Here is an 11,516-nt window from a genome sequence, read left to right as displayed (position 1 = left end):
ATCATTAATGACTCATAAAAAAATAATCTCTCTATTACCTGCGGCTACAGAAATTATTGTTGCCTTAGGATTGGGAGATAATCTGGTTGGCCGCTCTCATAAATGCAATTATCCCGAGAGTATTCATCATCTTCCGGTTTGTACTTCATCAAATTTAGATCAGGGAAATTCAAGTCAAGGCATTGATAACCAATTGAAAGATATATTGTCGGATGGTCTCTCAATCTATTCGCTCAATAAAAACATGATCAGGGAACTGGCTCCGGATGTGATCATAACCCAGGATCAATGTGCGGTTTGTGCGGTTTCTTTAAATGATGTAGAGGCTGCGATGAGGGAATTTACAGATAAAAATGTGGAGCTGATTTCATTAAAACCAGCAAGCCTTCAAGATATTTTTGGAGATATAAGGAGAATGGGATCATTTTTTTCAGTGTCTGACCGGGCAGAAGCACTGATAGAGGAGATGGAGGAACGCATCGATATTATTCGCCATAAGCTTAAATTTATTGAAAATAAACCAAAGGTTGTTTGCATAGAATGGATTCAGCCTTTAATGACTGCCGGAAACTGGAACCCGGGTTTGATTCATATCGCAGGCGGAAATCCGGTTCTTAGTAAAGAAGGAGAGCATTCACCATATATCGGTTTTGATCAGATACGAGAAGAAAATCCGGATATTATTGTAATAATGCCCTGTGGATTTTCCATGCCTCGGACGTTACAGGAGATAAATTTATTGCTTGAGATGGAAGGATGGTCTGAATTAAGTGCAGTGCAAAACAACCGGATTTACATTGCCGACGGAGATCATTATTTTAACAGACCCGGCCCAAGAATTACTGATAGTATAGAAATTTTGGCCGAGATTATTAATCCCAAACAATTTGTGTTTGGATATGAGGGAGAAGGATGGATTAAATTTAACGTTTAGCAGTATTTTTAGAACGATATAAATTGCTCTGCCTGCTGATCAATGAAACGCAGGGTATCTTCCTTAATTAAATTACCGTTTGCATCTATTTCTTTATCTATTGCAGGGATATGTAACCGAAGAGGCATTACATGCATGTGAATATAATGACAGATACCGGTGAAATGCTCTACACCGCGTACATTGCCATATTTTCCGGATGACAATCCAACTAATGCCACCTTTTTGCCATAAAAGCTATCAGGGAATTTACAACCGTCAATAAATGCCTTTAATACTCCCGGAAAACTGCCATTATATTCGGGGATAACGAATATAAACTTGGTGCTTGCGCTGATTTTGTTCTGAATAATCTGAAACTCCTCACTTCGCTGACCGTACATATCCGAAGCCAGAAAATTGTCCGGAAGATCCGTTAAGGATAAGATTTCGGAAGGATATCCTTTTTGATCCAATACCTTTTGATAATGCTGGGACATTAACAGAGTATTGCTTCCGGGGCGGTTTGTGCTGGCAATGATGGTTGTCATTTGTTAATAAGATGTGCAAAACGAACTGACGCCCCGCGGATTAAATTGTTTAAAGTTAGTATCTTAGTCGGTTGGTAAAAAGGCCGCTTCAGGCGTCAAAAATAGCATTTTGATTGGCTTAAAGATTATGGTTTTCTATTTTTAATTATCACTTATTTGTAAATATTATTTCTGATTATGAGTAAAATAATCGCGTTAGCTAACCAGAAAGGCGGTGTGGGTAAAACAACATCATCCATCAATCTGGCGGCTAGTTTAGCTGTTTTAGAATATCGTACACTATTAATCGATGCAGATCCGCAGGCCAATACAACCTCTGGAATCGGCTTCGATCCCCGCACTATAAAAGCAAGCATCTATGAATGTATCATCAACGAAATTGATCCTCATGATGCTATTCAGAAAACCAATACGCCTAATTTATTTCTGCTTCCGGCACATATCGATCTGGTAGGAGCCGAAATTGAAATGATCAATCTGGTTGACCGTGAATACAAAATGAGAGCGGTTCTGGAGAAAGTGCGGGATGAATATGATTTTATTATTATCGACTGTTCTCCATCATTGGGACTGATTACTATTAATGCATTAAGCGCAGCTGATTCGGTAATAATTCCGGTTCAATGTGAATACTTTGCATTAGAAGGTTTAGGGAAATTATTGAATACCATTAAGATTGTTCAGAACCGCCTGAACACTGCTCTGGAAATTGAAGGGATTTTGCTGACAATGTATGATGTGCGTCTGCGTTTATCTAATCAGGTAGTAGAAGAGGTTAAAACTCATTTTCAGGATCTGGTATTTAAAACCATTATTCAGCGCAATACCCGCCTGAGTGAAGCTCCAAGCTATGGAGTGTCTGTAATTATGCATGATGCCAATTGCAAAGGCGCAATTAATTATCTCAATTTAGCCCGTGAAATTATCCAAAAAAACGGGATGGTATCAGAAGAAGATGCTGTGAAAGAAGCAATAGTATAACAAATGACGTATCAGAAAAAAACAGGATTAGGAAAAGGATTAAGTGCTTTATTGGATGATACCGAAATTGTTCAGAGCAACAGGCAGCAGGTAAGTAACGAAGGTGCTTCATTGGGAACTATCAGCCATGTTAAAATTAACATGGTAGAGGTTAACCCATTTCAGCCGCGTTCTGAATTTGCGGCCGAAGCTTTACAGGAATTATCAGATTCTATAAAACTGCAGGGACTGATTCAGCCAATTACCGTTAGAAAGGTTGGCCAGAATAATTATCAGCTAATTTCCGGAGAGCGACGATTAAGAGCTTCAAAAATGGCTGGTTTATCAGAGGTTCCGGCGTACGTTCGTACGGCCAATGATCAGCAGATGCTTGAAATGGCCCTGATAGAAAACATTCAGCGTGAAAATCTGAATGCAATTGAGGTGGCTATCAGCTTTCAGCGAATGATTGAAGAATGCAGCTTGAAGCAGGATGAGTTGGGCGACAGGGTTAGCAAAAGCCGTTCGACCATTACAAATTATCTGCGCTTACTCAAACTTCCTCCATCAATCCAGGCATCAATCCGCGATAGCGAAATTTCTATGGGCCATGCCCGTGCTTTAATATCTGTTGAAGATGTAGAAAAGCAATTGTATATTCATAAGCAAATAATTAAGGAAGGCCTTTCTGTTCGTAAGGTTGAAGAATTGGTTAGACAATTACAGAAGGACGGTAAATCTAACCCTTCGGTTAAGCCAAAAGTGATGTCATTTCAGTTTCAAAAAATTGAAGATGATCTTGCTTCCAAATTTGGAACCCGGGTAAAGCTGAAAGTTCAGGACAAAGGAACCGGTGCCATTGAAATTCCTTTTATGTCTGAAGATGATTTAAACCGCATCCTTGAAATGTTAGACTGGTAATGAATTACAAATATTTAATCCTTGCAGTTATATTTTTCATTTTGGGAAGCACGCAGGTGTTTGCGCAGCAAACCGATACAGTTTTAAAAGCGGATACTGTTAAACCGCTAAATAAGCCTGCGGTTAAAGAAAGCGAAACAGTTGTAAAGGATTCTGCCCGCTTGGCGCTGGAAAAAATGCCAAGAAAAGCCGCTATGCGTTCTGCTATCCTTCCGGGACTCGGTCAAATATCAAACGGGCGCTGGTGGAAGGTTCCATTGGTATACGGTGGATTTGTAGGAATTGCCCTGGTTTATAATTTCAACCAAACGAATTATAAAATATTTTTAAAGGAGGCTCAGGTCAGGGATTTTAATACTACGGCCCCTGATAGCCTGAAATTGCCGGGAAATCCTTTATATGCGGGTTATAGTTCTACCGGCATTATCACCATTAAAGATGGTTACCGCCGTAACCGCGATCTGTCCATTTTAGGAGGTATTGCTTTTTATGCAATCAATATTATTGATGCCTATATCGATGCAAAGTTTTTCAGATTTGACATTACTGATGATCTTAGCCTGCGTGTTAAGCCTACTCTTCAGCGGATGCCGGTAAATGCTCAAAATGCACCTCTGCCAGGCATTAAATTCACATTATCTTTATAATGAATATGCTAATTCTCCAATCCCAAACAACACTTTTCAAATTTAATTGTAAATGAAAATAGCCATCCTGGGTTATGGTAAAATGGGCCGAACAATTGATCAGCTCGCCTCCGGTCGCGGTCACGAAATCGTATTAAGAATTGATGCAAATTCTCTCGCAGATCTTACCACAGAAAATTTAAAAAGGGCGGATGTTGCAATTGATTTCAGCACACCGGAAACGGTATTGAATAATATTCAATTATGCTTTGATGCTGATGTTCCCCTTGTTGTGGGTACTACCGGCTGGTACGGCAAATTGCAGGAAGTCAAAAATTCATGCGATGAGGGTAACAAAACCATGTTGTACGCATCTAATTTTAGTGTTGGAGTAAACGTGTTTTTTCATATCAATAAAGTATTGGCAAAAATAATGAACCGTTACCCTCAGTATGACGTACAGGTAGAAGAGATTCATCACTTAGAAAAACTGGATTCTCCCAGCGGAACGGCCATGACTATAGCCGAAGGCATAATTGATGAGCTGGATCGTAAAAATGAATGGGTTAATGAATTGGTGGGCCATGATAAGGAAAAGGTTGCAGGCCATGAGCAGTTACTTATTGAATCTCACCGCATAGAATCAGTACCGGGAACTCATACTGTTATTTATAGTTCTGAAGTTGATGAAATTGAATTGAAACATGTTGCGCACAGCCGGGCCGGTTTTGCCTTGGGGGCAGTACTTGCTGCAGAGTGGCTTCAAAATCGTCGTGGTTTTTTTAGTGTTGGTGATATGTTTGATTTTAACGTTTAAACCCTATATTGTTACAAAATATAAAGCATGAATTGGAAATTCTGGAATAAAAATCCTAAAGATAAAGCGATTACTAAGAAGAAGAAAAGTGCTGGACGTGAATGGTTTGATGCCATTCTTTTTGCTGTTATAGCCGCTACCCTAATCCGAGGATTATTTATCGAAGCCTATACAATTCCTACCGGGTCAATGGAAAAAACCTTGCTGGTAGGTGATTTTCTGTTTGTAAGCAAGGTTAATTATGGTGCCCGTATGCCGATTACTCCCGTTTCTTTTCCTTTTGCTCATCATAGCATGCCAATTATCGGCACCAAAGCGTACTATGATGGCATTCAGTGGAAATACCGCCGTTTGCCGGGATTAAGTGAAATCAAGCGGAACGATGTAATTGTGTTCAATTACCCGATGGAGGCGGATTCCCCATACAATCGCCCTGTAGATAAACGCGAAAATTATATCAAGCGCTGTATTGGAATAGGCGGTGATACTTTAAGGATCATTAATGCCCAGGTATACATTAACGGAAAACCGGCCGAAACTCCTCAGTTTGGCGAAACAAATTATGCCGTAAAATCTGACGGAACGGATTTTAATCCTCAGAAGTTAGAGGATATGGACATTGAAGTTCAGCGTGCTACCGAGGATGATTATTATTTTAATATGACTGCTGCTCAGGCAGAGACCATTAAAAATTGGGAAAATGTTAAATCTGTGATTCCGGTTATACGTCCCATTAATGAATTTGAACCACAAATTTTCCCTCACAACCAACGATTTAAATGGAATGAAGATAATTTCGGATCCGTTATAATTCCTAAAAAAGGCTGGAACGTAAAACTAGACAGCACTAATTTTCCTTTGTATGAGCGGGCTATTAGGGTTTATGAAGGGAATAAAGTAGAGCAGAATGGTAATCAGATTGTTATTAATGGAAAGCCGGCAGATAACTATACGTTTAAACAAAACTATTACTGGATGATGGGTGATAACCGTCATAATTCGCTGGATTCACGCTATTGGGGTTTTGTGCCCGAAGATCATATTGTTGGGAAAGCTCTGTTCGTTTGGATGAGCTGGGATTCTGACGGGACTTTTTTAAGTAAGATTCGCTGGAACAGAATCTTTGGTGGTATCTATTAACCAATAAATATGCGCAGCTTTAAGCTGCGCATATTTTCAAACTATTTCTTCTTGGGAGAACTTTCGCTTGGCTTTTGCGGAGCATGCTGTTTTCCTTGTACATCCGGATTTACATTTCCTTTATTTACGGTGGCTTGTTTGTTATCCGTTTGATCAGACATCTGGCCACCTGAATTAGAAATTCCTCTGGACTTTAAAACTTCTCTATTATCATCAAATGCCCTGTTAGAGGTACTTTTACCCTGAGATCCAGTGCTGGCGCTATCTTTTCCTGGTGGAATTGGATTTTTCATAATTATAAAGTTTAAATGAACGATATATTATACAAGGCCCGTAAATCTGTATTGTTTTTAAAATTTGATGATGATATAAATTAAATCCTATTTATTCAGTTTTTCAATTTGGAATTTTTCAGCTAACTCATTCAAATCCAGGTATACAGATTCAATTATTGGAATTCCATTAGTTTGCCTAAAAAGTTCTGCTTCTAACTCGGGTTCGCCCGGGATAATAACTTTCTGATCAGGAGAAACGGTTTTTGCAGATTTAAATCGTTCAATCCATTTATCCAAGTGTGATTTAAATTCTTCTACCGGCCTAAAGCCATCAACCCGCATGGCTCCAATAAAATGACCTATTCCCTTACCAACGGGATCAGATGGAGGTTCTAAAAAAGAGACAAAAGGCGGAACCCAGGGGCCATAATTAGCTCCTGAAAGTACTGCCGATAAAATATCTACCGTGGCGCTTAATCCGAAACCTTTATGGCTGCCGTGATCTCTGTCGCTTCCAAGAGGCAGCAACGATCCGCCGCTTTTTAACTCATGAGGATCGATAGAGGAATTGCCATCTTTATCCTGGATCCATCCTTCCGGCACCGGCTTTCCAGATCGCTGTGCAATTTCCAGTTTGCCGTTTGCTGCGGCAGATGTAGCCATATCAACTATAACCGGTGGATATTTTCCTGCCGGAAAAGCATAACACATTGGATTTGTTCCCAGTAAGCGTTCGTTTGCAAAAGTGGGTGCAACCAACGGACTGGCATTTGTCATAGCAAAGCCGATCATGTTTTTTTCTACCGCCATTAGTGCATGATATCCTGCAATTCCAAAGTGATTTGAATTTCTGACAGATACCCAGCCAGAGCCATATTTCTCTGCCTTTTCAATCGCTATTTTCATCGCGAAAGGAGCAATTACCAATCCCAGTCCGGCATCGCCGTCAACCGTTGCGGTTGTAGGGGTTTCATAAACTACCCGGATATTTGGTTTTGTATTGATGCGGTTCTTTTCCCAAAGCCGAACGTATCCGCTTAAGCGGGCAACACCATGAGAGTCGATTCCGCGAAGATCTGATTTGATTAAAACATCGCTTGCCAGCACAGCATCTTCGTCTGTGCAACCCATTTTTACAAAAATATTCTTTGTGAAATTTCGAAGTATTTCTTCAGAAAAAGTGTGGTAATTCATAAATCAATGAGCAGGATTTTCTTCCTGTAATATAGTGAACCGGAAATCGAGTGGATTAAAATTATTAATTAATGATTTAATCAGATCTTCTCCGTATTTGACATATAATAAACCGAAATTTTCAGATCGTTCCTGTAATCCGCCATGCGGAAAAAGTTTAGTTTTAATATTTTTGATCTGATTAAGAGATTCTGAATAATTTCTCTTTTCAGCTTTGATCAGTTTTTTCTCTAAATTGACAATTGCTTTATGCAATCTTACCTGAACGGCCTCTGTGCTGGGAGAAAGTGTGACGTCTATTTTGTGAGCCCGCAGTTTTATCTTCTCGAAAATGCATTTCAGTTCCTGCCATTCATCCTGAAGATTCAGATTATTTTTACTGTGATTTAGAACCCAATTTTTCTCTAAGTCATCCGTAGCTTTGAAAATGTCAGTTACTTTCAAATCGAGTTTCGAAATCCTGGAAGTAGTGGAATAGTCAGTGATCAGCGCCGAGTTTCTTAAAACAAGTATCGGGAATTCAACCTGATAATAATCAAAGTTTTGTTTCAGTTGCAACCAGTATACAATTTCTGCGCCCCCGCCAATGTAAGCGATGTTTGGCAGGATTACTTCCTGATAAAGCGGTCTCATTACCACATTCGGACTGAAATATTCCGGATGAGCTTTAATTTCTTCTTTTATTTCTTCTTCAGAAAAACTGATATCGGTATTTAAAATTACATATCTGGATTTTTCAAATACAATTCGTTCGCGAAGCTTGTCACGCAAGTAGAAAAAATTAATTTCCCTTGGATTTACCTGGGTTTCAAAACCGATTTTTTGCAACTCTTCGGTTTGAGTATTTATGTTATTAAAGCTATTCTGCTGAAGGATGTCTTTTTCTATATACTCACTGAATTGTTTTTTAAATTCAGGCTGATCTGCATCGATGATCAGCAAACCATATTCTCCAAACAAACTGTTAACCAGAAAACGGGTAGCATCAGATAAATTGGGATGAGTATATGCCCTTTCGATTAAACCTGCCAAGTGCATGGCGTTTTCTGAAATTCCCAATATGCCCGTATATTCTTTAAGAGCATTAAGAATATCATCAGTTTTTATGCGTCCGGTTGCACCTGCAGCATCCTTTTCCCAGCTTATTTTTTTACCGCCTATATATGTATGATTAATTTCTGCAAAATCATGATCTTCAGTAGCCATCCAGTAAACGGGAACAAAATTTTTATCAGGGAACTGCTGCTTTAAATCACGAGCCAGTTTTATGGCTGTAGCAATTTTAAATATAAAGTAGAGCGGACCGGTAAAGATATTTAATTGATGCCCGGTTGTAACTGTATAGGTATTTGTATGTTCCAGAAGACTGATATTTTTAACTACCAGATTGTTCTGTGCAAAATCCTCGTGGTTTAAGAAATTCGTTTCATTTCCCGAAAATGCATGTGGCAGAGACTCTAATTCTTTATTTAATAGAGTAGCATATTGTTTTTTAAGGACATTAGTCAGAATTCTTCTGTCGGCAAGTTCCTTTTTATCAGCCAGTAAATTCCGAAAGCCTTCTGTATTGGGTAAATGTGAAATAAAAGGCTTTAAGTTCTCATTACCTTCCAGATAGCTGATCACCGCCGGCGAAAAACTATTGGTTTCACTATAATCAATATATGTTGCTTTCATCCGCGGCGAATTTAGACGAAATTACTGAATAAGTTTAAAGGGCCTTTTTATTTGACAATTTGTCCATACAAATCAAAATCTTCAGCACGGTCGATCTTTACATTTACAAAACTGCCAATGTTGGCGTAATCGATTTTTGCATCAATTAAAACTTCATTATCTACTTCGGGAGAATCAAATTCGGTTCTGCCTACAAAATAATCAGCATCTTTTCGGTCAATTAAAACCTTGTAAGTTTTGCCTATTTTCTTTTGATTAATATCAAATGAAATGCCTTGCTGAATATCCATTATTTCTTCAACACGCTGTTGTTTTACATCTTCCGGAACATCGTCATTCAAAAGATGAGCATGAGTTTTTTCTTCATGAGAATATGTAAAACAGCCCAAACGATCAAATTTGGTTTCGGCAACCCATTCTTTCATTTCCTGGAAATCGTACTCCGTTTCGCCCGGATAGCCGCATATCAACGTAGTGCGCATGGTAATTTCTGGAACGCGATCGCGAATAGAATTAACCAGATCAATCGTTTTTTGCTTTGTGGTTCCGCGTCGCATCGATTTTAGCATCGAATCGGTGATATGTTGTAAAGGCATATCCAGATAATTGCAAATATTACTGCGCTCGTTCATCGCATCTAATATATCCATCGGAAATCCGGATGGATACGCATATTGAAGCCGTATCCATTCGATACCGTCTACGTCAGATAGATTTCGCAGAAGATCAGCCAGGTTACGCTTATTGTAAATATCCAGTCCGTAATACGTAAGATCCTGGGCTATCAGAATTAATTCTTTGGTGCCATTTTTGGCTAAAAATTTAGCTTCCTTAACTAAATCTTCAATAGGTTTTGAAACGTGTTTCCCACGCATTAAGGGAATGGCACAAAAGGAGCAGGGTCTGTTACATCCTTCTGCAATTTTAAAATAAGAGAAGTGTGAAGGTGTGGTTAATAGCCGTTCTCCTAATAGTTCATGTTTATAATCTGCACCTATAGATGTAAGGAGATTCTGAAGGTCATTGGTTCCGAAGTAAGCGTCTACATTCGTGATTTCTGCTTCCAGCTCTGGTTTGTAGCGTTCAGAAAGGCATCCTGTTACAATAACCTTTCCCACTTTTCCCTGCTCTTTCAGTTCACTGTATTGCAGGATAGTATCAATAGATTCCTGCTTGGCATTATCAATAAAACCGCAGGTATTAATAACTATAATATCATCACTGGCAATTTTTTCGGCCTCATGAACTACTTCCATGCTGTTTCCCTGAAGCTGGCCCATAAGCACTTCTGAGTCATGGATGTTTTTAGAACAACCCAGTGTTATAACGTTTACACGAGGTTTTTTTAATATGGGCTGATTTTTTAATTTAGTTCTCATTCTTATCCTTCCCTTCGGTCAACCTTTCGATTTGAATAATCTGTTTGCAGTGATTAGTTTCTAATTTTTATTGTTTAAACAGGGAGTCTACAAACTCCTTTTTATTAAAAAGCTGAAGATGGTCAATGCCTTCACCAACACCTATATATTTAACCGGTATTTTAAATTCATCCGATATTCCGATTACAACACCACCTTTGGCGGTACCGTCCAGTTTAGTTAGAGCAAGGGCATTTACGTCAGTGGCCTGAGTGAATTGCCTGCATTGTTCAATGGCATTCTGTCCGGTTGATGCATCCAGTACCAGCAATATTTCATGCGGCGCTCCCGGAACAACTTTTTGCATTACCTGTTTAATTTTAGAAAGCTCATTCATCAGGGTAACTTTATTATGCAACCTGCCGGCTGTATCAATAATAGCCACATCTTCGCCATTTGCAACGGCCGATTGAAGGGTGTCAAAAGCAACCGATGCAGGATCAGATCCCATGGGCTGAGCTACAACCCGCACATTTACACGTTCGCCCCACAATTTTAATTGTTCTACAGCTGCGGCACGAAATGTATCGGCTGCACCCAAAACAACTTTATTGCCGGCAAGCTTTAATTTATGGGCCAATTTGCCGATAGTGGTGGTTTTGCCAACGCCGTTAACACCAACCACCATAATTACATAGGGCTTGTGGCTGCCATATTCAAAATTCCGAAAATCATTGCTGTTATTTTCAGACAGCAAATTCTGGACTTCTTCCCTTAATATCGAGTTAAGCTCTGAAGTGTTTACGTATTTATCTCTTGCAACCCGGGCTTCAATGCGATCAATAATTTTCAGAGTGGTAGAAACGCCAACATCAGACATGACCAGAATTTCTTCCAGTTCGTCTAAAACCTCTTCATCAACTGTAGCTTTACCAACAATGGCTTTAGTTAACTTGGAAAAAATACCATCCTTGGTTTTCTCCAGGCCTTTGTCTAAATCTTCCTGTTCTTGAACAGTAGTTTCTTTCTTTTTAAAAAAATCAAATAATCCCATAGATGATTAAATAACGAAAAAAGCCCCCCA

At 39.2% G+C, this 11,516-nt stretch carries 12 protein-coding genes; 6 read left to right on the top strand and 6 right to left on the bottom strand.

The window, feature by feature from the left end:
• Positions 1-7: 7 nt before the first annotated feature.
• Positions 8-934, top strand: coding sequence for a cobalamin-binding protein (locus G521_RS0100930; protein WP_026896828.1), 927 nt, complete (start codon positions 8-10; stop codon positions 932-934).
• An 8-nt stretch (positions 935-942) separates the two neighbouring features.
• Here the strand turns inward: G521_RS0100930 and G521_RS0100925 are convergent, their stop codons facing one another.
• Complete coding sequence (locus tag G521_RS0100925) at positions 943-1,464, bottom strand: NADPH-dependent FMN reductase (protein ID WP_026896827.1); 522 nt, start codon at positions 1,462-1,464, stop codon at positions 943-945.
• A gap of 177 nt (positions 1,465-1,641) precedes the next feature.
• Between G521_RS0100925 and G521_RS0100920 the strand changes: the two genes are divergently transcribed.
• Genes G521_RS0100920 through lepB form a run of 5 tightly spaced genes read left to right on the top strand, consistent with a single transcriptional unit; the run spans position 1,642 to position 5,928 of the window.
• The gene (locus tag G521_RS0100920; protein WP_026896826.1) at positions 1,642-2,445 is read left to right on the top strand and encodes a ParA family protein; all 804 of its coding nucleotides are present in this window, start codon (positions 1,642-1,644) and stop codon (positions 2,443-2,445) included.
• Between the two features lie 3 nt (positions 2,446-2,448).
• The gene (locus G521_RS0100915) at positions 2,449-3,345 is read left to right on the top strand and encodes a ParB/RepB/Spo0J family partition protein (RefSeq protein ID WP_026896825.1); all 897 of its coding nucleotides are present in this window, start codon (positions 2,449-2,451) and stop codon (positions 3,343-3,345) included.
• The gene (locus tag G521_RS0100910; protein ID WP_026896824.1) at positions 3,345-3,992 is read left to right on the top strand and encodes a DUF5683 domain-containing protein; all 648 of its coding nucleotides are present in this window, start codon (positions 3,345-3,347) and stop codon (positions 3,990-3,992) included. Before G521_RS0100915 ends, G521_RS0100910 begins: the two co-directional genes overlap by 1 nt.
• Positions 3,993-4,044: 52 nt before the next feature.
• Positions 4,045-4,788 carry a 4-hydroxy-tetrahydrodipicolinate reductase gene (gene dapB, locus G521_RS0100905; RefSeq protein ID WP_026896823.1) on the top strand — a complete coding sequence of 248 codons (744 nt, stop codon included), beginning with the start codon at positions 4,045-4,047 and terminating at the stop codon, positions 4,786-4,788.
• Between the two features lie 27 nt (positions 4,789-4,815).
• Positions 4,816-5,928 carry a signal peptidase I gene (lepB, locus tag G521_RS0100900; RefSeq protein ID WP_026896822.1) on the top strand — a complete coding sequence of 371 codons (1,113 nt, stop codon included), beginning with the start codon at positions 4,816-4,818 and terminating at the stop codon, positions 5,926-5,928.
• Positions 5,929-5,969: 41 nt separating this feature from the next.
• On the opposite strand, the gene G521_RS16190 is transcribed toward lepB, so the two are convergent.
• The 5 genes from G521_RS16190 to ftsY form a co-directional block, all read right to left on the bottom strand.
• Positions 5,970-6,221, bottom strand: coding sequence for a hypothetical protein (locus tag G521_RS16190; protein WP_036677953.1), 252 nt, complete (start codon positions 6,219-6,221; stop codon positions 5,970-5,972).
• A gap of 87 nt (positions 6,222-6,308) precedes the next feature.
• Complete coding sequence (locus G521_RS0100890; protein ID WP_026896821.1) at positions 6,309-7,397, bottom strand: Ldh family oxidoreductase; 1,089 nt, start codon at positions 7,395-7,397, stop codon at positions 6,309-6,311.
• Positions 7,398-7,400: 3 nt separating this feature from the next.
• A complete protein-coding gene (gene bshC / locus G521_RS0100885) occupies positions 7,401-9,074 on the bottom strand; it encodes a bacillithiol biosynthesis cysteine-adding enzyme BshC (RefSeq protein WP_026896820.1) in 1,674 nt (557 codons plus the stop codon).
• Between the two features lie 47 nt (positions 9,075-9,121).
• Entirely contained in the window at positions 9,122-10,453 is a 1,332-nt protein-coding gene (gene rimO / locus G521_RS0100880) for a 30S ribosomal protein S12 methylthiotransferase RimO (protein WP_026896819.1), read from the bottom strand.
• A gap of 67 nt (positions 10,454-10,520) precedes the next feature.
• A complete protein-coding gene (ftsY, locus tag G521_RS0100875; RefSeq protein ID WP_026896818.1) occupies positions 10,521-11,486 on the bottom strand; it encodes a signal recognition particle-docking protein FtsY in 966 nt (321 codons plus the stop codon).
• Positions 11,487-11,516: the final 30 nt, after the last annotated feature.

Origin of the sequence: Daejeonella oryzae DSM 19973 (genome assembly GCF_000422945.1) — a bacterium.
In the GTDB taxonomy this organism is placed as follows: domain Bacteria; phylum Bacteroidota; class Bacteroidia; order Sphingobacteriales; family Sphingobacteriaceae; genus Daejeonella; species Daejeonella oryzae.
This window is presented reverse-complemented; position numbering and strand designations above follow the sequence as displayed.

Bases quoted from the DNA above. Each gene is read 5' to 3' on its own strand.
- G521_RS0100910 (WP_026896824.1), top strand. From the start codon at position 3,345: ATGAATTACAAATATTTAATCCTTGCAGTTATATTTTTCATTTTGGGA.
- G521_RS0100890 (WP_026896821.1), bottom strand. From the start codon at position 7,397: ATGAATTACCACACTTTTTCTGAAGAAATACTTCGAAATTTCACAAAG.
- bshC (WP_026896820.1), bottom strand. From the start codon at position 9,074: ATGAAAGCAACATATATTGATTATAGTGAAACCAATAGTTTTTCGCCG.
- dapB (WP_026896823.1), top strand. From the start codon at position 4,045: ATGAAAATAGCCATCCTGGGTTATGGTAAAATGGGCCGAACAATTGAT.
- lepB (WP_026896822.1), top strand. From the start codon at position 4,816: ATGAATTGGAAATTCTGGAATAAAAATCCTAAAGATAAAGCGATTACT.
- G521_RS0100920 (WP_026896826.1), top strand. From the start codon at position 1,642: ATGAGTAAAATAATCGCGTTAGCTAACCAGAAAGGCGGTGTGGGTAAA.
- G521_RS0100930 (WP_026896828.1), top strand. From the start codon at position 8: ATGACTCATAAAAAAATAATCTCTCTATTACCTGCGGCTACAGAAATT.
- G521_RS0100915 (WP_026896825.1), top strand. From the start codon at position 2,449: ATGACGTATCAGAAAAAAACAGGATTAGGAAAAGGATTAAGTGCTTTA.
- G521_RS16190 (WP_036677953.1), bottom strand. From the start codon at position 6,221: ATGAAAAATCCAATTCCACCAGGAAAAGATAGCGCCAGCACTGGATCT.
- rimO (WP_026896819.1), bottom strand. From the start codon at position 10,453: ATGAGAACTAAATTAAAAAATCAGCCCATATTAAAAAAACCTCGTGTA.
- G521_RS0100925 (WP_026896827.1), bottom strand. From the start codon at position 1,464: ATGACAACCATCATTGCCAGCACAAACCGCCCCGGAAGCAATACTCTG.
- ftsY (WP_026896818.1), bottom strand. From the start codon at position 11,486: ATGGGATTATTTGATTTTTTTAAAAAGAAAGAAACTACTGTTCAAGAA.